Genomic DNA, 22765 nt, shown 5'->3' with positions numbered 1-22765 from the left:
ACTAACCCGCGGCGGCAACCCGCGAACGAACAAACGGTGACAAACCATGACAAACCCGATCTTTTTCGGTGATCCGGAACAGGTCGCAGCGGCCGTCCCGGGCGGCGTTTTTTCGCTGACCGGACCGGAGGCCAGGCATGCGGTATCGGTCAAGCGCCTGGCCCCGGGGGAGGACGTTGATATTGTCGACGGCGCCGGCCTCCGGATCCGCGGGACAGTCCGTTCCGCGGACCCGGGCCTGCTTGAGGTCGATGTCCGGGACATTGAAACGGAACCGGAGACTGGACAGGAGCTGATCCTGGTCCAGGCGCTGGCCAAGGGCGACCGGGACGAGCAGGCAATCGAAGCCGCCACCGAGCTCGGTGTGGATACCGTGATTCCCTGGCAGTCCGAGCGGAGCATTGTCCGCTGGCGTGCAGAGAAGGCAGCTAAGGGCCGGGCGAAGTGGCAGGCCGTGGTGACCTCCGCGGCAAAACAGTCACGGCGGTCCCGGCTGCCGAAAGTCCTGGACGTCGCCGACAGCAAATCCCTGCCCGCGGTACTGGCCCGGGTGGACCTGGTGCTCGTCCTTCACGAAGAAGCCGACGCACCGTTTGCGCAGGCGGTTGACGCCGTCCGCCGGGAGCAGGCCGGGAGTTCCGAAAACGGCTCCGGAGACAGTTACAGAGACAGTTCCGGGGACAGCGAACAGCGGATTTCCATCGCTGTGATTGTTGGCCCTGAAGGCGGCATCAGCCCGGCCGAGCTCGACGCGCTGCGTGCGGCCGGTGCCACAGCGGTCCGCCTTGGGCCGCACGTGCTGCGGTCCTCAAGCGCCGGGCCGGCGGCCCTGGTTCTGCTCAATCACCTGCTGGGCCGCTGGTCCTGATCCTGTGCCGGACTGCGCCGGTCAGTAAGCCGGTCAGTAAACGGTAATCCGCTTCGAATCCTCGTTTGCGCCCTCACCGTGGAAGACCCGCAGATTGTATTCGCCGGGCTCCAGCTTGACCGGCACATCAAACAACGCTGTCTCGCCCGCGGAGGCGTCAAGGCGGATGGTACCCGAGGCAACCGGGGTGGTTTCCGGGCGTCCGTTGGTGATCGGCTCCACGCTCCAGGCAAGCTGCTCATCGCGGACAACGGCAGAGCCGGAGACAGTCAGCGACTCCTCGGCAGCCTCGCCCTCCTGCGGGGTGATAATCCAGATAGGTGCAGGCAGGGAAGCATCACGCACCAGCGGCTGTTCCAGGCTCTCATGCCCGAACGCCTGGTAGCCGGCCTTGCCGTCCACCAGCACCACAACGGTTGAACTCACCCCGGCCGTAGTCAGCCCCGCATTGGCGGCGGCAGCGGTGGCCGTGTAGACCAGCTGCTGGACGGCGCGGTGCGCCATGCCGGCGTCCAGGGACGCTTTGAATGCGTCGGACGTAATGTCCACCGTAATGACGTTCTTGCTGGAGATCGAAGCGGTAACGTTCGACGCCGGGTGCCAGGGGGTGAAATAGTCCCCATCCCGCGGGGTTTCACTGGTCATGGCCCTGACGGCTTCGCCGATCGGGTCTCCCAGATTGTCTGAGGGCAGGAATTCGCGGTACAGCTGCACGTCCGCGTCGTTGAGCCCAAGCCAGTACACCGGCATCACCACCTTGGATGCTGTGGCTTCCGCCGGAGCGGAAACAGCCATGGGGCGTCCCTCGGAACTGGCGCTGCCACTGAAGGAATTCGGCATGCTGGTGGTGGGCATCTCGGCAACTACGCCGCAGCTGCCCAGTATCAGGGGAGCGGCTGCTGCCAGCAGGATCAGGCGCATGCGGCGGCCGGGGCCGAAATTACGGTGCGGTGAGATGAACGGTCCCTGCCTTCCTTGTTCTTGCAGCGGCCCGGAAAAGGTGGCTGCGTGGGGGGAGTCTGCCAGGGCGGGAACCGGCAGCACGCAATCCAGCTTGGCATATGGTCTGGGCCGAAACCGGGGGCTTAACTGTTCTGGGACGGGACTGAAACCCGATTGAGACCCAGCCGATGCCAAGCCGAGACAATGGGTGTAACAGTGGTCACGGAGTTCATGCTGCGTGCGCCGAACGCAGTGCCGGGCAGCTGTGCCGGAGGCGCAGCGGCCAGGCGATCAAGTAACATTAACCAGGGTGTGTGTAAGGGCGGTCAGGCCCTTCCCCGCACCGGGACTGCAACCCAACTTCCTTAAAAGGGGCGATGAGAGGCCGAGGGGCCGTACATATGACCGAATCTTCAGCAGGAATCGGCACTATCCGCGAAGACCAGCAGAAAATTGTCTTCGATTCAACGGAGCAAATGGTCCAGTCACTGGGTGCCAATGATGAAGCACTTAAAATCATCGAGGCTTCCTTTCCCGAGGTGAATCTCCACGTCCGCGGAAACGAACTTTCCGTCACGGGTCCTGCGCAGGCGGTTGACCGGACAGTCCGGCTTGTCAACGAGGTGCGCGTGCTGGCACGCCACCAGACCCGGGTCACCCCGCAGATCCTGGAACAGCTCATTACGATGCTGCGGGACCAAAGCGCTGAGCGTCCTGCCGACGTACTGACGCAGAACATTCTGTCCACCAGGGGACGCACCATCCGGCCCAAGACCCTGAACCAGAAGAACTACGTCGACGCCATCGATAAGAACACCGTGGTTTTTGGAATCGGTCCCGCCGGCACCGGCAAGACCTACCTGGCCATGGCGAAAGCCGTGCAGGCGCTGCAGCAGAAGGAAGTCAACCGGATCATCCTGACCCGGCCTGCCGTCGAGGCGGGGGAGCGGCTCGGGTTCCTGCCCGGGACCCTCAACGACAAGATCGATCCGTACCTGCGTCCGCTCTACGACGCCCTGCACGACATGATGGATCCGGAGTCCATCCCGAGGCTGATGGCCGCCGGCACCATCGAGGTGGCACCGCTGGCATATATGCGCGGACGCACACTCAATGACGCCTTCATCATCCTGGACGAGGCCCAGAACACGACGCCGGAACAAATGAAAATGTTCCTGACCCGCCTGGGCTTCGGCTCAAAAATGGTGGTCACCGGCGACGTCACGCAGGTTGACCTGCCCGGGAGCACCGTGTCCGGGCTGCGCATCGTCCACGAAATCCTCGACGGCATCGACGACGTGCAGTTCTCCGAACTGACCGCAACCGACGTCGTCAGGCACCGGCTGGTCAGTGACATTGTGACCGCCTACGGGGAATGGGATGAGCAGCGCCGTACCCGCACCGCACCGCGCGCCGGCCAGGAGAACAAAAGATGAGTATTGAAGTAAACAACGAATCTGCCCTGCCGGCGGATGAGGAAGCGCTGGCCCGGCTGGGCCGCTTCCTGCTGGATGCACTGTACGTCCACCCCGAAGCCGAGCTGTCGATCGTCCTGGTGGACGAAGACGCGATCGAGAAGCTGCACATCGAATGGATGGACCTTCCCGGTCCGACAGATGTGCTGTCCTTCCCCATGGATGAACTGCGTCCCGGGTCGCCGGGCCGGCCAACACCGGCCGGTGTCCTGGGCGACATTGTCCTCTGCCCTCAGGTGGCGGCACGTCAGGCGGAAACCGCCGGGCACAGCATGGAAGATGAACTGCTCCTGCTGACCACGCACGGAGTCCTCCACCTGCTTGGCTATGACCACGCCGAACCGGAGGAGGAAGCCGAAATGTTCGGTCTCCAGCGGCACCTGCTCTCCGACTTCCTGGGCAAGGACGCCCCGAAGGAGACGCGCAGTTGAGCATAGGCATTCTGGTAGTCATGGCCTTGGCCTTTATGGTCCTGGCCGGACTGCTCACTGCCGCCGAGGCCGCCTACGGTTATCTGCCCCGCCACGAGGCCGAGGGGCTGCTCTCCGGGCGGTCAGGAAAGCCGCTGAAACGCATCCTGCAGCACCCGGTGGCACACATGCACGCCCTGCGGTTCTGGCGGGTCTGGTTCGAGATGGCCATGGCGGTATCCGTGGCCATGGCCTTCCAGCTGCTGGTCCAAAACCTTTGGCTGGCCGGACTGCTGGCCACCGTGACGATGGCCGCCGTGGGCTTTGTCCTGGTTGGTGTCTCGCCCCGGCAGATTGGCCGCAAACACGTCACCGGCGTCGTTGTCCTCACTGCCGGACTGGTCAGCGTTCTGCGCACCGTCCTGGGGCCCATCCCGGGCTGGCTGGTGAGGATCGGTTCCGCCGTCGCTCCCGGGAGCCACGGCGCGGACGCCGCGTTCTTTACCGAGGAGGAATTCCGGGAACTGCTGGACCGGGCCTCCGAAGCGGACATGATCGAAAACACCGAAGCAGAGCTGATCCACTCAGTGTTCGAACTGGGGGACACCAAGGTGCGCTCCGTGATGGTTCCGCGCACCGATATGGTCTGCCTGGAATCAGGATCCACCCTGGGCCAGGCGATGTCACTGTTCCTGCGCTCCGGATATTCCCGCGTGCCGGTCATCCGGGACAGCGCCGACCAGATCCGCGGCATCCTCTACCTCAAGGACGTCGCCGCGCAGCTGCACGGCCGGGCAGGCGGAGCAGTCACGCAGACGGTGGACGGCCTCTGCCGTCCGGTCCGCTACGTGCCCGAATCCAAGGCCGTTGATGAGCTGCTGCAGGAATTGCAGCGTGAGTCAACGCATCTGGCCATCGTGATCGATGAGTACGGCGGCACCGCCGGGCTGGTGACCCTGGAGGACCTCATCGAGGAAATCGTCGGCGAAATTGTCGACGAATACGACTCCGAACGGCCCGAGATTGAAGACCTGGGTGCGGGCCGTTACCGGGTCAGCTCCAAAGCCGGCATCGATGATCTGGGTGAGCTTTTCGACATCACCCTCGAAGACGACGAAGTGGACACGGTCGGCGGCCTGCTGGCCAAAGCCCTGGGCCGCGTGCCGATCGTCGGCAGCGAGGTGGTGGTCGAGGGGATCGTCCTCCACGCCGAAAGACTCGAAGGCCGCCGCAACCGGGTTTCACACGTGCTCGCCTGGAAGCAGGCACCGGATGATGAGACCGACACACAGGACGACGCCGAACAGCGCCGCCGTACGAAATCAACAGAATTGGTACCCCGAAATGACTGAGCCCACGTTCCGCGCCGGATTTGTATCCCTGGTGGGCCGGCCCAACGCCGGAAAGTCCACCCTGACCAACGCCCTGGTGGGCCAGAAGGTGGCCATCACCTCAGCCAAACCGCAGACCACCCGGCATACCATCCGTGGAATCGTCCACCGCGAGGATTCCCAGCTGATCCTGGTGGACACCCCGGGACTGCACCGTCCGCGTACCCTGCTCGGCCAGCGGCTCAACGACCTCGTCGCCGACACCCTCGCCGAAGTTGATGCGATCGGATTCTGCCTTCCTGCCAACGAAGCAGTTGGCCCGGGCGACCGCTACATCGCGAACCAGCTCGCGGCGCTCAAGCGCAAGCCGGTGATCGCACTGGTCACCAAGACTGACCTGGTGGACCGCGCCGCCCTGGCCAAGCAGCTGATGTCCGTCACCGCGCTGGGTACGGAAGTCCTGGGCGAAACCGGGTGGGCCGACGTCGTTCCGGTCTCCGCGGCAGACGGTTTCCAGGTGGACACGGTTGCCGATGTCCTGGCCTCCCACATGCCGGCTTCGCCGCCGCTGTACCCGGACGGTGAGCTGACTGACGAGCCGGAAGCCGTGATGGTTGCCGAACTCGTCCGGGAAGCCGCGCTGGAAGGTGTGCGGGACGAGCTTCCGCACTCCCTGGCGGTAGTGGTCGATGAGATCGTGCCCCGTGAAGGCCGCAGCGAGGAGAATCCGCTGCTCGACGTGCGGGTGAACCTCTACGTTGAACGGTCTTCCCAGAAAGCGATTATTATTGGCCGGGGCGGAGCGCGCCTGCGCGAAGTGGGAACCAATGCCCGCCGCGGCATTGAGGCACTGCTGGGCACCCGGGTTTACCTGGACCTGCATGTCAAAATCGCCAAGGACTGGCAGCGTGACCCCAAGCAGCTGGTAAAGCTGGGCTTCTAGGAGCCGGGCTGCCGCCAGCGCACCCCAAGCTTCTTCACAGGAGCAACCCGTACACTTTGTACATCCATTTTCGCCTGCTCGATTTTCACTGACTCATGGGAAGGACCGGCCATGCCATCACGCCGTGCCGCAACAGGTCCTGGTCCCTCCGGGTCAGCCACACGGGCAGGCCGCCGCGGCACTGCTGCTCCCGGCAGCCGCCACCTTGGCAACGGTGCGGCCAGGGGAGGGCACCCGGTTCTTGCGGCGATGGCGCTTTTGCTCTCGCTGACGCTGGTGTCCGGGCTGGTCTTCGCCGGCGTGCAGCTGATGCGCCTGCAGAGTAATTTTGATACCAAGCCGCTGAACATCGGTCAGGACCAGGAAGAGTTTCCAGCAGACAGCAACAAGGATTCCATGCAGATCCTGGTGCTCGGGACGGATAACCGGGACGGCCAGGATTCCAATAATTCCGACGTGATGATGCTGGTCAACATGGCCGCTGACAGGTCCCACGTCACGGTCGTCAGCTTCCCGCGCGACCTCCTGGTCCCTCTGCCGGCCTGCACCGACCCCGAGTCCGGAATGCAGTACCAGGCCATGGACCTCGGGCAGCTCAACGGAGCGCTGGGCAACGGCGGTCCCGGCTGCACGGTGGCAGCCATCAACGAACTGACCGGCCTAAACATCGACCACTTTATGATGGCTGACTTCAACGCGGTGGAAGAGCTGTCCAACACCCTCGGCGGCGTGGAAGTCTGCGTCAACCAGCCGATCGACGACCCGCTCTCGGGACTGAACATTCCCGCCGGCGTCTCCAGCATCCAGGGAGACCAGGCGCTGGCCTTCCTGCGCACCCGCCACGGATTCGGTGACGGCGGCGACGGCGGCCGGATCGCTGCCCAGCAGAGTTTCCTCGCTTCCATGTTCCGCAAGGTCCAGGGCGAAGGCACGCTGAAAAACCTGCCCCGGCTGTACTCGATTGCCGAGACTGTCACCAAAAACCTCACCGTCGATGAGGGCCTTACCGACATCCCCACCCTGATTGCGCTGGCTGGCCGGCTCAAGGATGTGGACCTGGGCAGCGTGGCGTTTGTGACGGTCCCGGTGACCGCTTATGAGCTGGACCCCAACCGGCTGGTCCTTGACGAGGCAGCAGCCGAGCCGCTTTTCGAAGCGCTGATCTCGGACCGTCCCGTTACGGGTGAGCCCGAACCGGAAACACCGTCCGCCGAGGACACTGAGACGCCGGCACCCGAGGCCACTGAGCCGGCCGTGGACCCTGCCGCGATTCCCGTGACCTTCCTGGACGGCATCAGTTCAGAGGCCAGCGGCCGGGACGCCGAACTCGCCCGCTACCTCCTGAGCGAGGGCTTCACTCAGGCCATCGCGGGGGGACTGTCCCAGTCGACCACGCCGGGAACGCAGGTCTTCTTCACTCCCGGCTACGACGCCATGGCGCAGCAGGTTGCTGAAGCACTGAACATTCCCTCCTCCCAGGTGAGCGCCAGCGCATCCGTCAGCGGCGTCGTCGTACAGGTGGGCGCCGACTTCACGACCGGCAACACCATGAAGGATTCGGGTGACCTGGGCGGCCTGACGGGGCAGACCGCGGCGCAGGTTACGTGCCAGTCGGCCTTCGGTTACTAACGCTTTCCGGCAGCGCATAACCTGCGTGCTAGTCTGAGCAGGTGCGCGCAGAGAACCTCCTTCTTAGCTGCCGCGGCGAGGCCTCACAAACCACTGATTAGGCCGAACCCTCGCTGCGGAGTTTGTGTTGCCCGGCCACCATTTCTGAAGCTCTCAAAGAAAAGGCCACCCAGACATTATGCGTAACGCACAGCAGCCCTCCGGAATGCCGGTCCATAAGTACGTCCCGTTCCAGGACCAGATCAGTGTTGAGCTGCCCGACCGCACCTGGCCGGACAAGGTCATCACCAAAGCCCCGCGCTGGTGCGCCGTGGATCTCCGAGACGGCAACCAGGCCCTCATCGATCCCATGACGCCCGAGCGCAAGCACAAGATGTTCGACCTCCTGGTCAACATGGGCTACAAGGAAATCGAGGTTGGGTTCCCTTCGGCCTCGCAGCTGGATTTCGACTTCGTCCGGCAGCTGATCGAAGGTGACCGCATTCCCGACGACGTAACCATCCAGGTGCTGACCCAGTCACGTGAACACCTGATCGAGCGCACCTATGAGGCACTCGAAGGCGCGGACCGTGCAATCGTGCACCTGTACAACTCCACTTCAGTCCTGCAGCGCAAAGTCGTGTTCAACACCGACCAGGACGGAATTGTGGACATTGCCCTGACCGGTGCGCGCCTGTGCAAAAAGTACGAAGAGCAGCTGCGCGGCGTCTACGTGACGTACGAGTACTCGCCCGAGTCCTACACCGGAACCGAACTGGAATTTGCCCTGCGGATTTCAAACGCCGTCGCTGAGGTCCTCGAAGCCTCACCGGACCGCCAGATGATCCTGAACCTGCCGGCCACCGTTGAAATGGCAACCCCCAACGTCTATGCCGATTCGATCGAATGGATGCACCGCAACCTGGCGAACCGCGATTCGATCATCCTCTCGCTGCACCCGCACAACGACCGCGGGACCGGCGTCGCCGCAGCGGAGCTGGGCTACCTCGCCGGGGCTGACCGGATCGAGGGCTGCCTGTTCGGCAACGGAGAACGCACCGGCAACGTGGACCTGGTGACCCTGGGCATGAACCTGTTCGGTCAGGGCATCGACCCGGAGATTGACTTCTCCAACATGGACGAAATCCGGCGCACGGTTGAATACTGCAACCAGCTGCCCGTCCCCGAACGCTCTCCCTACGGCGGAGACCTGGTCTTCACCGCCTTCTCCGGCTCGCATCAGGACGCCATCAAGAAGGGCTTCGAGTCCATGGAGAAGGACGCCGCTGCTGCCGGGAAGTCCGTTGACGAGCTGGTCTGGGGCGTTCCCTACCTGCCGATCGACCCGAAGGACATCGGCCGCAGCTACGAGGCGGTTATCCGGGTCAACTCGCAGTCCGGAAAGGGCGGCGTCGCCTACCTGCTCAAGAGCGAGCACAATCTGGACCTGCCCAGGCGGGCACAGATCGAGTTCTCCGGCGTCATCCAGCGCCGTACCGACACTGTGGGCGGAGAGGTTACGGGTGCCGAACTCTGGAAGGTCTTCCAGGACGAATACCTGCCGACCACCCCGGATACCGGCGGCGAGCCGTGGGGCCACTACGCGCTGTCCTCGGTCACCGCGGACACGTCGGAAAACGGTGCCTTCCTGCTGACCGCCAGCCTGCGGGCCGGGGGAGTGCAGCAGCGGCGCGTTGCCTCGGGAACCGGTCCCATCGACGCGCTGCTGGGAATCCTCAGCCAGGACGGCGTCGATGTGCGGCTGCTCGATTACACCGAGCATGCACTCTCCGCGAGCGGCAATGCCATGGCGGCCGCCTACGTGGAACTCGCCGTCGGTGAACGCGTCCTGTGGGGCGTGGGGATCGACTCCAACACCACGCTCTCGGCGCTGAAGGCCGTGATCTCCGCCGTCAACCGGGCTATCCGGGACGGCGTTCCGGCCCAGGGGCACTGACGGCCACGCTCGAAGAAGGCGCGCCCGGCTGCTTCGGCGGCCGGGCGCTGCCGTCCGTGGGAAAATGGAACTGTGGCCACTAAGTCTTTCCAGTCGCGGACCTACCGCGATGAGGGTGTTGTCCTGCGCACCCATAAACTCGGCGAAGCGGACCGGATCGTGATCCTGCTGACCCGCAACCACGGCCAGGTGCGGGCCGTGGCCAAGGGGGTGCGCCGCACCTCGAGCAAATTCGGTGCCCGGCTGGAGCCCTTTATGGTTGTGGATCTGCAGCTCAGCCACGGAAGGTCCCTCGACATCGTGACCCAGGTACAGACCAAAGGTGCCTACGGGGCGGGAATTGCCGCTGACTACGCCAGCTACACTGCGGCGGCCGCCATTGCGGAAACCGCGGAGCGTCTGACGGACGTCGACGGTGAATCAGCGAATGCGCATTACCACCTGGTGATCGGCGCGCTGGCCGCGCTCAGCCGGGCGGCCCACGCGCCTGAGCTGATCCTGGATTCCTATCTTCTGCGTGCGCTGGCCACGGCAGGCTGGGCACCCACTTTCACGGACTGTGCCCGCTGCAATGCCCCCGGACCGCACAGCGCGTTTTCGGCGCCGCTGGGCGGGGCAGTGTGTCCCGCCTGCCGTCCGCCGGGTTCGGCGTCGCCGTCAGCGGAAACGATGCTGCTGCTCGCCGCGCTGCTCAGCGGCGACTGGGAGGCTGTGGGTGCGTCAGGGCCGCAGCCGCGGCGGGAATCAGCGGGCCTCGTGGCCAGCTACCTGCAGTGGCACCTGGAACGAGTAGTCAGATCCCTTCAACATGTGGAGCGTGTATAGCTTTGTTTTCCTCCCGAACCACTCCGGTCAGCGCGCCCTGGCCGCATCCCAGCGGAGCGGTGCCGCCGCCGGTGCCCAAGGAACTTGTGCCGGCACATGTGGCCATTGTGATGGACGGAAACGGGCGCTGGGCCAACCAGCGCGGACTCCCGCGCACCGAAGGACACCGCGCCGGTGAACCAGCGCTTCTGGATGTGATGGCCGGAGCCGTGGAAATGGGTATCCGGCACGTTTCCGTCTACGCTTTCTCCACGGAAAACTGGAAGCGTTCCCCGGAGGAGGTCCGCTTCCTCATGGGTTTCAGCCGTGATGTGCTCCGGCGTCAGCGGGACCAGCTCGATGAGTGGGGTGTGCGGATCCGCTGGTCCGGGCGCCGGCCCCGGTTGTGGCAGAGCGTGGTGCGTGAACTGGAGATCGCCGAGGAGCAAACCAGGAACAACACCACCTGCACGCTGAACATGTGCGTCAACTATGGTGGCCGGGCGGAAATCACGGACGCTGTGAGCGCCATAGCCGCGGACGTCAAGAGCGGGAAGCTGCGGCCCGGCAGCATTTCTGAGAAGACGATCCAGCGCTATCTCGATGAGCCGGACCTGCCCGATGTGGACCTGTTCCTCCGGACGTCCGGAGAGCAGCGGCTTTCCAACTTCATGCTCTGGCAGTCCGCTTACGCCGAGATGGTGTTTATGGATACTCTCTGGCCGGATGTTGACCGCCGGACACTGTGGGAAGCAGTCGAAATTTATGCCCGCCGGGACCGCCGGTACGGGGGAGCGGTGGATCAGGCCGCGGCCGGAGCGTAGCCGGGCTGCTCAGCGCAGCAGATACGCTGAGCACCACCGGTCCAGCTGGGCATAAACCCGACGGCGGACAGGCTTGGCAGACAGCAGGATGTCATGCAGCGCACCGTCAAAACGCAGCACGGTGACACAGGGTCCCAGCAGCAGGCCGCGCTGCACCATCAGGTTCACGTCCAGGACGCTGTCCGATGTCATCATCGATTCGTTCCAGGTGGCGCCGATGGTTGACCTGGCGGAGGCCATCAGCAGGATCGGGGCCGTGATGTCGAGGCCGCGGGCCACCTGGGCATGGCCCGCCAGCACGGCAGTGACCCAGCCGGCACGTATCGGCCAGCTGCCCCGCGGTTTCCACTCCGGGTGCAGCTCCCACTCGCCGTCAGCCTCGGCACTGACGCTCCGCCAGTAGAAGTCCAACTCCGGAATCTTGAGTCTGGTCTTCGGGCGCGTCCTGGCCAGCGGCTCCAGGATTCCAGCAGCAGCGTTCCGGGCCAGAGAGGAGCCGCGCAGTTCCAGCCACGGACTGTTCAGGATCAGCGCCTCGATCCTGCCCGGGTTCCGGTGGGCCCACAGCGAAGCCACCAGTCCTCCGGTGGAATGGGCCATCAGGGAAATCCGCACCGGTGTGTCTTCTCCGCGGCTGCTGCGGACATCCGCCGCCGCTGCTGCGAGTGCGGCCTCGATATCGGCGTCGTAATCAGCCAGGTCCGTAATAAACCCCTCCGATTGGCCCGGACGCAGGCTTCGCCCGTATTTACGCAGGTCAAGTGCATAGAACGCCACGCCGCGCTCAGTCCAGAAAGCAGCCAATTCGGTCTGGAAAAAATAGTCCGTCCAGCCATGGATGTAGATGACTGCGTGGACGGGCACCGGCTGAACCGGGGCGGACGCCCGGGAGAGCGCGGCCCGCAGCCGGCCCAGCAACGACGGCGGGGGAGGAGGGGCAGCAGTGTAGGAAACCAGCGTGGCCGCTACGGGTCCTTCGTCGTCTTCGCCGAGCTCGAGCGTGAGATACCGGTAGCCGTCGCCAAGCCGGTCAGGTTGCCAGTTTTGCCCCATACACCGAGGTTACTGCACCCCGCAGCACGGTATTGCCCGGAAAGGCCGCCACGGATTTGGTGCCGGAGACACGGAATGGAAGCATTAAAACCATGCGCGTCTACCCCACGTTCTTCCGGATTGTCTTCTCCGGCATGGACCCAGAAAAAGCCCACAAATTCGGCTATCAAATGATCCGTGCAGTTGCCTGCACACCCGCGGCACCGGTGATGCGTGCCCTCATGCGGCCCGCCCCGGAACTGGCCACGCAAGCCCTTGGCCTGACCTTCCCTTCGCCCTTTGGAGTCGCCGCCGGGTTCGACAAGGAGGGTGCAGCCATCGTGGCGCTGAGCAACCTCGGGTTCGGGCACGTGGAAATCGGCACGGTCACGGCACAGGCCCAGCCGGGAAACGCCAAGCCGCGGTTGTTCCGTTTGGTCGAAGACCGTGCGGTGATCAACCGGATGGGCTTTAACAATGACGGTGCCGCCGCCGTCGCCCCACGGATTAAAAAGGCACTGGACGGCCTGCACCGCCGCTGGGGCCGCAGCCGTCCCATCGTTGGGGTGAACATTGGCAAGACCAAGAAGGTGGATCTTGCCGATGCGGTTGAAGACTATCTGGCAAGTACCCGGCTGCTCGCCGCGGATGCTGACTACCTGGTGGTGAACGTCAGCTCACCCAACACACCGGGTCTCCGCCAGCTGCAGAACATCGATTCGCTGCGGCCCCTGCTGACCAGCGTGGGCCGGACTGCTGATGAAGCTGCCGGACGCCACGTCCCGCTGCTGGTCAAGATTGCCCCGGACCTCACCGATGAGGACATCGACGACGTCGCCCGCCTCGCCTTGGATCTGAAACTTGACGGTGTGGTGGCCACCAACACCACGGTGCGGCGTGACGGGCTGGTCACCAATCCGGAAACGGTCATCGCGGCCGGCGTTGGCGGGCTGAGCGGCGCGCCCCTGAAGGAACGGTCTCTGCAGGTGCTCCGGCGTCTGCGTACCGCCCTGGGGGATGGGCCGGTCATCATTTCCGTCGGCGGCGTTGAAACCGGCAGCGACGTCCAGCAGCGCCTTGAGGCTGGCGCGAACCTGGTGCAGGGATACACGGCGTTCCTTTATGAAGGGCCGTTCTGGGCAGCCAGGATCAACCGGCAGCTGCGCAGGCTGCGGCGCAGGACCAGCTAGGCGGCCACCGCCGGGCTGGCAGCAGGCAGACACAAGGGGAGGGACCGTAACCCGGTCCCTCCCCTTGTGTTTTGAGTCTTTTGCAGTTGTGCCCGGCTGTCGGGCGGGATGAAAGTCAGGAGACCTTGTCGCCGCGGCGTACCTGGGGCTTCGGCAGACGGAACCGGCGCAGCTGCAGTGCCCGGGAGACTCCGTACCAGACGTCGCCCTGATTCGGTGAGCCGAATTTCTCCGTGAGCCGGCGCCGCAGCACAAACCGGATCCGAATGCTGTCAGCGATGACAAGAAGGATCAGGACCCAGAAAGCCATCAGGATGAAGCTCTGAATTGCGAGGTTCTGGATAAAGCTAGCGACAACGAAGACGGCGGCCGCGATCATCACGAACTCGCCCACGTTCCAGCGGGCGTCCACTACGTCGCGGACGAACCTGCGGTTCGGCCCCTTATCGCGCAGCGGAAGATAGCGTTCGTCGCCGGTGTCCAGCGCCGCGCGGGTTTTGAGGCGTTCTTCGCGCATGGCGGCACGGTTGGCATCACGCGCAGCCTTGCGGTCATTGGGCACCAGCGGGCGCTGCCGTGCAGCCACCTGGTCCTTGCGGCGCGGTGTGGGAGCTCCCTTGCCAGCCGACGGGGAAGCAGCTCTCCGCGCCTCTTCCACTTGGGCCGAGGCTGCCAGGTCCACAGTTTCCTGCGCGGTGGGCGCTTCTTTCTTTCGTCCGAACACTCATCAAGGATACCCTGAACCGCCCGGGATGCGCGTGCGCTCACACCGGGCCGCACCGGACCTGGCCCGCAAGCTGCGCGCCGCTGACCAGCTCGGACATACGGGAGCGGTGAGCGCGGTTGTAGGGTCTTTTTATGACATCTACTTCCCAATCCTCCAGCACCCTGCCGGACGAAGCAGCGCTGCGCGCCAGCGTGGCGGCAGCCTTTTCCCGCACTGTGGAAGACCTGACCAGCCTTGTGGCCATCCCCGGCATCGCCTGGGATTCCTTCGACCCGGCTCACCTTGACCATTCCGCTGAAGCCGTCGCGGCCCTGCTGCGCGGCGCCGGCCTGGATGAGGTGCAGATCCTGCGGGGTGAGGCGGACGGCAAGCCCGGCGGTCCCGCCGTCGTCGCCCGGCGCCGCGCAAAGGCGGGCAAACCCACGGTGCTGCTCTACGCGCACCATGATGTTCAGCCGCCCGGTGACCTGGAGCTGTGGGAGACGGAGCCCTTCACCGCAACGGAACGCAACGGCCGGCTGTATGGGCGCGGTGCGGCGGACGACAAAGCCGGCATCCTGGTGCACGTAGGCGCCCTCCGCGCCCTCGACGAGGTTCTGGGGGAGGATCCGGGTGTGGGCATCACCTTCTTCATCGAAGGAGAAGAGGAAGCCGGCTCGCCCACGTTCCGGAATTTCCTCGAAACCCACCGTGACCTGCTGCAGGCCGACGTGATCGTCGTCGCGGACTCCGGGAACTGGAAAGTCGGGACCCCGGCCCTGACCACCAGCCTGCGCGGACTTGTGGATGGCACATTCGAAGTGCGTGTCCTGGACCATGCCGTGCACTCGGGTATGTTCGGCGGACCGGTGCTGGACGCGCCGACCCTGCTGGCCCGGCTGATCAGCACCTTCCACGATGAGGAGGGAAATCTCGCGATCGAGGGGCTCACCGGTTTTGACGACGCCGGGGTGGATTACCCGGAGCAGGATTTCCGGAATGACTCGTCGGTCCTGGACTCGGTCCGGCTGGCGGGAAGCGGGACCATTGCCTCCCGTCTGTGGACCAAGCCGGCGCTTTCCATCATCGGCATCGATGTACCGTCCGTGGCGATGGCCTCCAACACCATCCAGCCCGCAGCGAGGGCAAAATTCAGTGTCAGGCTGGCCCCGGGACAGGATCCGGCGGCGGCGATGCAGGCCATGGCGCGGCACCTCGAGGCCCACCGGCCGTTTGGCGCTGAGGTAGTTTTCACGCTGGGGGAGAGCGGCAACGCCTTCGCCACCGACACCTCCGCTCCGGCAGCGCAGACTGCGCTTTGGGCGCTGGAAACGGCCTGGGGCACAACACCGGTGGAAATGGGAGTGGGAGGTTCCATCCCGTTCATCGCTGATCTTGTCGAGGTCTTCCCGGCAGCGCAGATCCTGATCACCGGCGTCGAAGATCCCGACTCCCGCGCGCACTCAGCGAACGAATCGCTGAACCTCGCCGACTTCGAGAACGCGATCCTGGCTGAAGCGCTGCTCTTGGCCCGGCTGGGAATACAGGAAACCCCCTAGGCGGTTACGGGACCGGGGGTGCACAGACGTACCATGGAGTGAACTGGCTCCCGGTCCCGCAGTTTCACGAACGTCGGTGAGATTCCTCGCCGGCCTTCGAACGTAACCGGCGACCGGGTGCCCGGACGGAAAGAGAGAAGCAATGAGTACTTCCACGAGTGAGAATGCCGCCGGCCTGAGCGGGACGGAAGCGGAAGCAGAACTGCCGATCCATGACGTAGCGCTGTCCGAGGTGGCAGCCGGCAAAGTCCGCTCCCTTCTGGAGCAGGAGGGCCGCACGGACCTCCGCCTCCGGGTGGCTGTGCAGCCTGGCGGCTGCTCGGGCCTGATCTACCAGCTCTACTTCGATGAGCGGGTTCTGGACGGGGATGCAGTACGCGATTTCGACGGAGTTGAAGTGATCGTCGACAAGATGAGCGTGCCGTACCTGTCCGGGGCCTCCATTGATTTCGAGGACACCATCTCCAAGCAGGGCTTCACCATCGACAACCCCAACGCCGGTGGTTCCTGTGCCTGTGGAGACTCCTTCCACTAGGCCCAGCACGGTTCCCGGACCGTAATAGAGGGTATTCTGCCCGGCACGCGGTGCGGTCTGTCACTGGACAGCACCGCGGCCGGGGTAAGCTCTACACGTAGTAGTAAAACTGATCGTGCGCAGCTGGGGGTTTTTTTATGTCCGCTGTGCCGCACTTGCACGTAACAAGAGGAAGGGCCGTCTGTGAGTTCGCAGGACCGAACCAGCAGCCGACGCGCCAGGATCTTAAAGATCTCAGCCGTAACGTCGGCCGGCGCGTTGTTTTTATCGGGTTGTTCGTCGGATGTCCAAAAGGGCTGGTTGCCCACGGAACACGACACGACCAACCACACCGGCCGCATCATGGACCTCTGGGTCAATTCATGGATTGCCGCTCTGGTCGTTGGTATCCTCACCTGGGGTCTGATCCTTTGGTGCATCATCGCTTACCGGCGCCGCAAGAATGAGACGGGCTACCCCCGCCAGCTGAGCTACAACCTGCCGCTGGAAATCTTCTACACGGCTATCCCGCTGTTTATGGTTCTGGTGCTGTTCTTCTTCACCGACCAGGACATCCGGGCTCTTGAGGCACGCGATGACAACCCTGACGTCGTCGTCGATGTCCGCGGCAAGCAGTGGTCTTGGGACTTCAACTATGTCAACGAAGACAAGTACTACAGCGGAGTCCAGGTCAACCTCGACGGCCAGGAAAAGGACGAAGCTGAGATGCCGATCCTTTACCTCCCCGTGAACAAGTCCGTTGAACTGCAGCTCAACGCCCGCGACGTAATCCACTCCTTCTGGGTCCCCGCGTTCCTGCAGAAGAAGGACATGATCCCGGGCCGCACCAACTACATCACTCTTACCCCGCAGCAGGAAGGCACTTTCGAAGGAAAGTGCGCTGAGCTCTGCGGCGAGTACCACTCCGAGATGCTCTTCAATGTGAAGGTTGTTTCCGAGGCTGAGTACGAGGCCTACCTGGCCACCCTCAATGATGGCCAGCTGGGTGCGGAGTACGACCGCAACACCAACCTGAATCCGACGAAGTAAGGAGGTAGGAGGAAAGCAATGACTACCCTGGAATACACTTCGGAGGAATCACGCACGCAGGTCGCCCCGCGCGTTGTGCCGGTCTCCAAGGGACGCATCGTCGTCAACTGGATCACCTCCACTGACCACAAAACGATCGGGTACATGTACCTGATCACCTCATTCATTTTCTTCTGCCTCGCCGGCGTGATGGCCCTGGTCATCCGCGCGGAGCTGTTTGAACCCGGTATGCAGATTCTGCAGACCAAGGAGCAGTACAACCAGCTGTTCACCATGCACGGCACGGTTATGCTGCTTATGTTCGCCACCCCGCTTTTCGCCGGGTTCGCGAACGTCATCATGCCGCTTCAGATCGGTGCACCCGACGTCGCTTTCCCGCGGCTGAACGCACTTGCTTTCTGGTTCTTCCTCTTTGGCAGCATTGTTGCGGTCTCCGGCTTCATCACCCCCCAGGGTGCAGCGTCCTTCGGCTGGTTTGCTTACGCACCGCTGTCGAACACAACGTTCTCACCCGGCGTTGGCGGGGACCTCTGGGTCTTCGGCCTCGCGCTCTCGGGCTTTGGCACCATCCTTGGCGGCGTCAACTTCATCACCACGATCATCTGCATGCGTGCCCCGGGCATGACCATGTGGCGGATGCCGATCTTCACCTGGAACACCCTGGTTACCGGCATCCTGATCCTGATGGCCTTCCCGCCGCTGGCTGCTGCACTGTTCGCCCTTGGTGCTGACCGCCGCTTCGGTGCTCACATCTTTGACCCGGAGAACGGCGGTGCCATCCTCTGGCAGCACCTGTTCTGGTTCTTCGGCCACCCCGAGGTGTACATCATCGCTCTGCCGTTCTTCGGCATCGTGTCTGAGATCTTCCCGGTCTTCAGCCGCAAGCCGATCTTCGGCTACAAGGGCCTGGTTTACGCAACAATCGCCATTGCAGCCCTTTCCGTGACCGTATGGGCACACCACATGTACGTCACCGGCGGCGTCCTGCTTCCGTTCTTCGCCTTTATGACGATGCTGATCGCAGTGCCGACAGGTGTGAAGTTCTTCAACTGGATCGGCACCATGTGGCGGGGGTCCATCACCTTCGAGACTCCGATGCTCTGGAGCATCGGCTTCCTGATCACCTTCCTGTTCGGTGGACTGACGGGCATCATCCTGTCCTCGCCGCCGCTGGACTTCCACGTCTCCGACACGTACTTCGTGGTTGCCCACTTCCACTACGTGGTCTTCGGAACCGTTGTCTTCGCGATGTTCGCCGGCTTCTACTTCTGGTGGCCGAAGTGGACGGGCAAGATGCTCAACGAACGCCTCGGCAAGATCCACTTCTGGCTGCTGTTCCTGGGCTTCCACGGTACGTTCATGATCCAGCACTGGCTGGGTGTCATCGGCATGCCGCGCCGCTACGCGGATTACCTGGTGGAAGACAACTTCACCGGTATGAACCAGTTCTCCACCATCGCCTCCTTCGTCCTAGGTGCCTCGCTGATCCCGTTCTTCTGGAACGTTTACATCACCTGGCGCCACGGCAAGAAGGTTGAAGTTGATGACCCCTGGGGCTTCGGTGCCTCCCTCGAGTGGGCTACGTCCTGCCCGCCGCCGCGTCACAACTTCACGTCACTGCCGCGCATCCGCTCGGAACGTCCGGCCCTGGACCTGCACCACCCGGAACTTCAGCAGATCGTGACAAACGAGACCGCACCGGGCAAGGTATACGGTTCCGCTGACCGCCAGGAGGCTGCCAAGTGAAAATCGAGTCCAAGCTCTTCCTCCTGATGGCTCCGTTCTTCCTGGTGGTGGGCATTGTCTATGGCTACCTCGTGGAATGGATGGAACCGGTTGGCTTCCTTGCCCTCTTCCTGACGGCAGGCATGTCCCTGATGGTGGGCTACTACCTGGCCTTCACCGCACGCCGGGTCGGCATGCGGCCGGAAGACCGGCTGGATGCCGAAATCCATGAAGGCTCCGGCGAGCAGGGCTTCTTCAGCCCGTGGAGCTGGTGGCCCCTGGTTCTGGCTACCGCCTGTGCCGGCGGATTCCTCGGCCTGGCAGTCGGCTGGTGGGTCTTCTACATCAGTGCAGGCCTCGCTGTCGTAGCCCTCATCGGCTGGGTATTCGAGTACAGCCGCGGGAACCACGCACACTAGAGTGACAGCCGGCTAACTGGCCGGCCTGAAAGGGAGGATCCGCAGTCCGCTGCGGATCCTCCCTTTTGCTGTTCCCGGGGCCGCTCTCTCCAGGGGACTTGTCCTGCCCCCTGCCTGCGTCCTGCAGGAAGACCTGCGGCCTGCCCGGCCGGTAATGTGCCGGTATCCTAAAGAGAGTCCCGCACCATCCTCTACAGGGGGTCCCCGTCCGAATGCACGCCGTGTATATCCCTGCCCCGGTTTCTCCGTGATTGCACGGGCCCTGCGGGACTTTCCCGAGTCCATTGACGCCGCGTCACGCGTGCCAAAGCACCGGCAGCTGGAGAATATCCTCCGCAGGTTCGTTGAGCAGCACGCACCGGCCGGAGCGGCCCTGCCGTCCGAACGGGAGCTAGCGGCACACTTCAACGTGGCACGGATGACTATCCGGCAGGCCATCGACGCACTGGTTGCAGACGAGGTGCTGGAGCGTGTGGTGGGCGTAGGGACGTTCGTGGCACGGCCCAAGCTGGACCTGCAGATCAAGCTCACCTCCTACAGCGAGGAAATGCACCGCCGCGGTATGGTCCCGGACGCCCGCGTGCTGACCTTTGAACAGGTCCCAGCGTCCCACCTGGTGGCCCGGGAGCTGCAGATCGACCCGGGGCAGCCCGTGGTCCGCTTCCGCCGCCAGCTGCTCGCTGACGGCGAGCCAATGAGTGTGGACGAAAACTTTATCCCCGCGTGGCAGGTGCCGGGCATGCTCGACGAAGAGCCGCCCACCTCCCTCTACCGGGTCCTCAGCGAGCGGTACGGGATGGTCATTGAATGGGGCGAAGACACCATTGAAGCAACAGCCGCCTCAGCCTCCATCGCCCGTCTGCTGAATGTGGAGCTGGGCGCTCCGCTGCTGAAAATTCAGCGCCATGCGTATGTGTCACGTTCCATGGTGGACTATTCCGTTTCCTACTACCGAGCTGACCGGTACAAGCTCTGGGTGCCGTTGCAGCGCCCGGGTATCCGGACACCACGCACCTATCACCCCGGACGCCACCAGGCGACCTGACAAAGAATGGAGGGATCGCCGAATGGAGATCCTGAGAATGTACAAGCAGGACCCGCCCCGCGGAATGCTGTTCAAAGAAGTGGTCTATGAACCCGAGGACGGTTCGCTGATGACCACGAAGGGCCGGGTCGGCAACGAGGGGAGCGTGGCCGTCCGCGAAGGCCTCGACGACGAGTCCGCAGCCGCGGCGATTGCTGCCTTCCGCCAGGCTGCCGCCGCGGAGGGGTACGCAGAGATCCCCGAGGAGGAACAGCACTGGGTGATTGCCCAGTACAGGCTGAAGTCCCGTGAGGGCACCGAGAGGGACCGTTATCTTGAGCACAAGGCTGCCACGGCCATCGGCACCTATTTCTCCTGGCGGGGTCTGGGCTCCGTCGAGGAAACCGCTTTCGCCCCGTACAAGCTGAACATCCTGTGCCTGGTGCCGGACGTCAAGCTGGCGGTCAGGGGTATTCAGGTGGTCATTCGGGAATCCCGCCTCGACTTCACAAAGTTGAGCATCGGAGCTGCCCCGTACGCCGACCTTGAACACCCGGTGCGTAAGTATCCGCTGCCGTCACGGGAACCGTTCGAACTGTAAGGGACGGATCCAAACAGCCGGAGTTCCCCGGCACACAAAAAAGCTCCCGGCCAGCAATGCTGGCCGGGAGCTTTTTTCGCGGAAGGGCTAGTGCTTCTCGATCGAAGCGGAAGCCTTGTCCTCTTCGCTTGCCTCAACTGCGGCAGGCGCTTCATGATGATGTGCGGCTTCGAGTTCCGCCGGCGTTACCGGAGCAACACGGTCTTCGAAGAAGATCCGGGAGAGGGCGCCGCGGCGCTTCTCCGAGCGGCTGATCTTGCCCCGGGTATCCGGCTGGGCCGGCAGCACCTGGGGAGAGTCGAAAGCAACCAGCTTGTAGCGCTTGTACTCATCCAGCGGCTCATGAACCTCGATGTACTCGCCGTGCGGGAGCCGGACAACGCGTCCGCTTTCCACACCGTGGAGCACAACTTCACGATCCTTGCGCTGCAGCGCCAGGGCGATGCGGCGGGTCACGATGAAGCCGATGATCGGGCCGAAGAAGAACAGGAAGCGCAGCCAGTAGGTGACATCGTTCAGCGACACGTGGAAGTGGGTTGCAACGAGGTCGGAGCTGGCGGCAGCCCACATAACGCAGTAGAAGATGACGCCGGCCACGCCGATGGCGGTGCGGGTCGGTGCGTTGCGCGGACGGTCAAGCAGGTTGTGGATCCGCTTGTCCTTGGTCACCCAGGCTTCGATCCACGGCCAGGTGAAGAGCAGCGTGAAGACGATGCCGGCGGGAACCAGTGCCGGGAGCAGGACGTTCAGGGACAGCGTGTTGACGCCCCAGGGGAACGGAATGTTCCACTCAAACGGGAAGCCGAACAGCCAGCCCGGCATCAGGCGGAGTGCGCCGTCAACCCAGCCGATGTACCAGTCAGGCTGGGTGCCTGCCGAAACGGGGGAGGGGTCATACGGACCGTAGTTCCAGATCGGGTTGATCGTGAAGACTGCGGAGATAAACGCGATGATGCCGAAGACGATGAAGAAGAACCCACCGGCCTTGGCTGCGTAGACCGGTCCAACCGGGAAGCCGACAACGTTGTTGTTGGTTCGTCCCGGGCCGCGCCACTGGGTGTGCTTGTGGATGACGACCATGAACAGGTGAATGGCGATCATCAGCAGGATGAGCGCAGGCACCAGGAGGATGTGCAGCACATACAGGCGGCCAATAACGGCTGTGCCCGGGAACTCTCCGCCGAAGAGGAAGAAGCTGATGTAGGTACCAACGACCGGGACTGCCTTGATAACGCCGTCAATAATGCGCAGACCGTTACCGGACAGCAGGTCATCCGGCAGGGAGTATCCGGTGAAACCGGCAGCCAGGGCCAGGATCAGCAGGACGCCGCCGACAACCCAGTTGAGTTCACGGGGCTTGCGGAACGCTCCCGTGAAGAAGACGCGCAGCATGTGGACGGAGACCGAGGCCACGAACAGCAGGGCCGACCAGTGGTGGACCTGCCGCATGAAGAGCCCGCCGCGGATGTCGAAGGAGATATCCAGCGACGAGGCGTAGGCAACGGACATCTCCACACCCTTGAGCGGCACGTAGCTGCCGTCATAGTGGGTTTCCGCCATTGACGGATCGAAGAAGAACGTCAGGAACGTTCCGGACAGCAGCAGGATGACGAAGCTGTAGAGCGCTACTTCGCCAAACATAAAGGACCAGTGGTCAGGAAAGACCTTGCGGCCGAATTCCTTGACCATCATGGAACCGCTGACACGCGAATCCACGAAGTTGGTGATACGTCCGAGCTTTGTCTTCGGCTCGTACGTGCTGGTTGCAGAGGTAGCAGTCATA

The 22765-nt window shown here is 63.6% G+C and carries 21 protein-coding genes; 17 read left to right on the top strand and 4 right to left on the bottom strand.

Annotation, left to right across the window (positions count from 1 at the left end; translation table 11 throughout):
* The first annotated feature begins 46 nt into the window (after positions 1 to 46).
* Positions 47 to 868 carry a 16S rRNA (uracil(1498)-N(3))-methyltransferase gene (locus tag H9639_RS02650; RefSeq protein ID WP_191806561.1) on the top strand — a complete coding sequence of 274 codons (822 nt, stop codon included), beginning with the start codon at positions 47 to 49 and terminating at the stop codon, positions 866 to 868.
* 33 nt (positions 869 to 901) lie between these two features.
* On the opposite strand, the gene H9639_RS02645 is transcribed toward H9639_RS02650, so the two are convergent.
* Positions 902 to 1789, bottom strand: a complete 888-nt coding sequence (locus tag H9639_RS02645; RefSeq protein ID WP_191806560.1) for a GerMN domain-containing protein — start codon at positions 1787 to 1789, stop codon at positions 902 to 904.
* Between the two features lie 422 nt (positions 1790 to 2211).
* Between H9639_RS02645 and H9639_RS02640 the strand changes: the two genes are divergently transcribed.
* The 8 genes from H9639_RS02640 (at position 2212) to H9639_RS02605 (ending at position 11162) form a co-directional block, all read left to right on the top strand.
* The gene (locus H9639_RS02640; RefSeq protein ID WP_225219073.1) at positions 2212 to 3246 is read left to right on the top strand and encodes a PhoH family protein; all 1035 of its coding nucleotides are present in this window, start codon (positions 2212 to 2214) and stop codon (positions 3244 to 3246) included.
* Positions 3243 to 3716 (top strand): rRNA maturation RNase YbeY, encoded by a 474-nt coding sequence (ybeY, locus tag H9639_RS02635; RefSeq protein WP_191806558.1) that lies wholly within the window; start codon positions 3243 to 3245, stop codon positions 3714 to 3716. The genes H9639_RS02640 and ybeY overlap by 4 nt, the downstream gene beginning before the upstream one ends.
* A 20-nt stretch (positions 3717 to 3736) precedes the next feature.
* Positions 3737 to 5047 (top strand): hemolysin family protein, encoded by a 1311-nt coding sequence (locus H9639_RS02630; protein ID WP_404799719.1) that lies wholly within the window; start codon positions 3737 to 3739, stop codon positions 5045 to 5047.
* The gene (era, locus tag H9639_RS02625) at positions 5040 to 5969 is read left to right on the top strand and encodes a GTPase Era (RefSeq protein WP_191806556.1); all 930 of its coding nucleotides are present in this window, start codon (positions 5040 to 5042) and stop codon (positions 5967 to 5969) included. The genes H9639_RS02630 and era overlap by 8 nt, the downstream gene beginning before the upstream one ends.
* A gap of 111 nt (positions 5970 to 6080) precedes the next feature.
* The gene (locus H9639_RS02620; protein WP_191806555.1) at positions 6081 to 7598 is read left to right on the top strand and encodes an LCP family protein; all 1518 of its coding nucleotides are present in this window, start codon (positions 6081 to 6083) and stop codon (positions 7596 to 7598) included.
* Between the two features lie 178 nt (positions 7599 to 7776).
* Complete coding sequence (gene leuA, locus H9639_RS02615; protein ID WP_191806554.1) at positions 7777 to 9534, top strand: 2-isopropylmalate synthase; 1758 nt, start codon at positions 7777 to 7779, stop codon at positions 9532 to 9534.
* A gap of 72 nt (positions 9535 to 9606) precedes the next feature.
* Positions 9607 to 10359, top strand: coding sequence for a DNA repair protein RecO (gene recO, locus H9639_RS02610; protein WP_191806553.1), 753 nt, complete (start codon positions 9607 to 9609; stop codon positions 10357 to 10359).
* A gap of 2 nt (positions 10360 to 10361) precedes the next feature.
* Positions 10362 to 11162, top strand: coding sequence for an isoprenyl transferase (locus tag H9639_RS02605; RefSeq protein WP_225219072.1), 801 nt, complete (start codon positions 10362 to 10364; stop codon positions 11160 to 11162).
* 9 nt (positions 11163 to 11171) lie between these two features.
* On the opposite strand, the gene H9639_RS02600 is transcribed toward H9639_RS02605, so the two are convergent.
* The gene (locus tag H9639_RS02600; protein ID WP_191806552.1) at positions 11172 to 12215 is read right to left on the bottom strand and encodes an alpha/beta hydrolase; all 1044 of its coding nucleotides are present in this window, start codon (positions 12213 to 12215) and stop codon (positions 11172 to 11174) included.
* Positions 12216 to 12307: 92 nt separating this feature from the next.
* Between H9639_RS02600 and H9639_RS02595 the strand changes: the two genes are divergently transcribed.
* Positions 12308 to 13384 carry a quinone-dependent dihydroorotate dehydrogenase gene (locus tag H9639_RS02595; protein WP_191806551.1) on the top strand — a complete coding sequence of 359 codons (1077 nt, stop codon included), beginning with the start codon at positions 12308 to 12310 and terminating at the stop codon, positions 13382 to 13384.
* Positions 13385 to 13499: 115 nt separating this feature from the next.
* On the opposite strand, the gene H9639_RS02590 is transcribed toward H9639_RS02595, so the two are convergent.
* Positions 13500 to 14108 carry a DUF3043 domain-containing protein gene (locus tag H9639_RS02590; RefSeq protein WP_191806550.1) on the bottom strand — a complete coding sequence of 203 codons (609 nt, stop codon included), beginning with the start codon at positions 14106 to 14108 and terminating at the stop codon, positions 13500 to 13502.
* Between the two features lie 134 nt (positions 14109 to 14242).
* Here H9639_RS02590 and H9639_RS02585 point away from each other — a divergent pair, with 134 nt between their 5' ends.
* The 7 genes from H9639_RS02585 (at position 14243) to H9639_RS02555 (ending at position 20982) form a co-directional block, all read left to right on the top strand.
* Positions 14243 to 15649, top strand: a complete 1407-nt coding sequence (locus H9639_RS02585) for a dipeptidase (RefSeq protein WP_191806549.1) — start codon at positions 14243 to 14245, stop codon at positions 15647 to 15649.
* Positions 15650 to 15791: 142 nt separating this feature from the next.
* The gene (locus H9639_RS02580) at positions 15792 to 16184 is read left to right on the top strand and encodes a HesB/IscA family protein (RefSeq protein ID WP_191806548.1); all 393 of its coding nucleotides are present in this window, start codon (positions 15792 to 15794) and stop codon (positions 16182 to 16184) included.
* A 183-nt stretch (positions 16185 to 16367) separates the two neighbouring features.
* Positions 16368 to 17213, top strand: a complete 846-nt coding sequence (ctaC, locus tag H9639_RS02575; RefSeq protein ID WP_191806547.1) for an aa3-type cytochrome oxidase subunit II — start codon at positions 16368 to 16370, stop codon at positions 17211 to 17213.
* Between the two features lie 18 nt (positions 17214 to 17231).
* Positions 17232 to 18959: an aa3-type cytochrome oxidase subunit I gene (gene ctaD / locus H9639_RS02570; RefSeq protein ID WP_191806546.1), complete on the top strand. Its 1728-nt coding sequence runs from the start codon at positions 17232 to 17234 to the stop codon at positions 18957 to 18959.
* Entirely contained in the window at positions 18956 to 19357 is a 402-nt protein-coding gene (locus H9639_RS02565; RefSeq protein WP_191806545.1) for a cytochrome c oxidase subunit 4, read from the top strand. Before ctaD ends, H9639_RS02565 begins: the two co-directional genes overlap by 4 nt.
* A 262-nt stretch (positions 19358 to 19619) precedes the next feature.
* Positions 19620 to 20402, top strand: coding sequence for a GntR family transcriptional regulator (locus H9639_RS02560; RefSeq protein ID WP_225219173.1), 783 nt, complete (start codon positions 19620 to 19622; stop codon positions 20400 to 20402).
* Positions 20403 to 20424: 22 nt separating this feature from the next.
* A complete protein-coding gene (locus tag H9639_RS02555) occupies positions 20425 to 20982 on the top strand; it encodes a hypothetical protein (RefSeq protein ID WP_191806543.1) in 558 nt (185 codons plus the stop codon).
* Between the two features lie 87 nt (positions 20983 to 21069).
* On the opposite strand, the gene qcrB is transcribed toward H9639_RS02555, so the two are convergent.
* Positions 21070 to 22764, bottom strand: coding sequence for a cytochrome bc1 complex cytochrome b subunit (gene qcrB, locus H9639_RS02550; RefSeq protein WP_191806542.1), 1695 nt, complete (start codon positions 22762 to 22764; stop codon positions 21070 to 21072).
* Position 22765 lies beyond the last annotated feature (1 nt).

Source organism: Arthrobacter gallicola, from assembly GCF_014836775.1.
GTDB classification, from domain to species: domain Bacteria; phylum Actinomycetota; class Actinomycetes; order Actinomycetales; family Micrococcaceae; genus Arthrobacter_B; species Arthrobacter_B gallicola.
This window is presented reverse-complemented; position numbering and strand designations above follow the sequence as displayed.

Excerpts from the sequence above, each read along its gene's own strand:
- H9639_RS02650 (WP_191806561.1), top strand. The coding sequence starts at position 47 with ATGACAAACCCGATCTTTTTCGGTGATCCGGAACAGGTCGCAGCGGCC.
- H9639_RS02645 (WP_191806560.1), bottom strand. The coding sequence starts at position 1,789 with ATGCGCCTGATCCTGCTGGCAGCAGCCGCTCCCCTGATACTGGGCAGC.
- H9639_RS02640 (WP_225219073.1), top strand. The coding sequence starts at position 2,212 with ATGACCGAATCTTCAGCAGGAATCGGCACTATCCGCGAAGACCAGCAG.
- ybeY (WP_191806558.1), top strand. The coding sequence starts at position 3,243 with ATGAGTATTGAAGTAAACAACGAATCTGCCCTGCCGGCGGATGAGGAA.
- H9639_RS02630 (WP_404799719.1), top strand. The coding sequence starts at position 3,737 with ATGGCCTTGGCCTTTATGGTCCTGGCCGGACTGCTCACTGCCGCCGAG.
- era (WP_191806556.1), top strand. The coding sequence starts at position 5,040 with ATGACTGAGCCCACGTTCCGCGCCGGATTTGTATCCCTGGTGGGCCGG.
- H9639_RS02620 (WP_191806555.1), top strand. The coding sequence starts at position 6,081 with ATGCCATCACGCCGTGCCGCAACAGGTCCTGGTCCCTCCGGGTCAGCC.
- leuA (WP_191806554.1), top strand. The coding sequence starts at position 7,777 with ATGCGTAACGCACAGCAGCCCTCCGGAATGCCGGTCCATAAGTACGTC.
- H9639_RS02600 (WP_191806552.1), bottom strand. The coding sequence starts at position 12,215 with ATGGGGCAAAACTGGCAACCTGACCGGCTTGGCGACGGCTACCGGTAT.
- H9639_RS02595 (WP_191806551.1), top strand. The coding sequence starts at position 12,308 with ATGCGCGTCTACCCCACGTTCTTCCGGATTGTCTTCTCCGGCATGGAC.
- H9639_RS02585 (WP_191806549.1), top strand. The coding sequence starts at position 14,243 with ATGACATCTACTTCCCAATCCTCCAGCACCCTGCCGGACGAAGCAGCG.
- H9639_RS02580 (WP_191806548.1), top strand. The coding sequence starts at position 15,792 with ATGAGTACTTCCACGAGTGAGAATGCCGCCGGCCTGAGCGGGACGGAA.
- ctaD (WP_191806546.1), top strand. The coding sequence starts at position 17,232 with ATGACTACCCTGGAATACACTTCGGAGGAATCACGCACGCAGGTCGCC.
- H9639_RS02555 (WP_191806543.1), top strand. The coding sequence starts at position 20,425 with ATGGAGATCCTGAGAATGTACAAGCAGGACCCGCCCCGCGGAATGCTG.
- qcrB (WP_191806542.1), bottom strand. The coding sequence starts at position 22,764 with ATGACTGCTACCTCTGCAACCAGCACGTACGAGCCGAAGACAAAGCTC.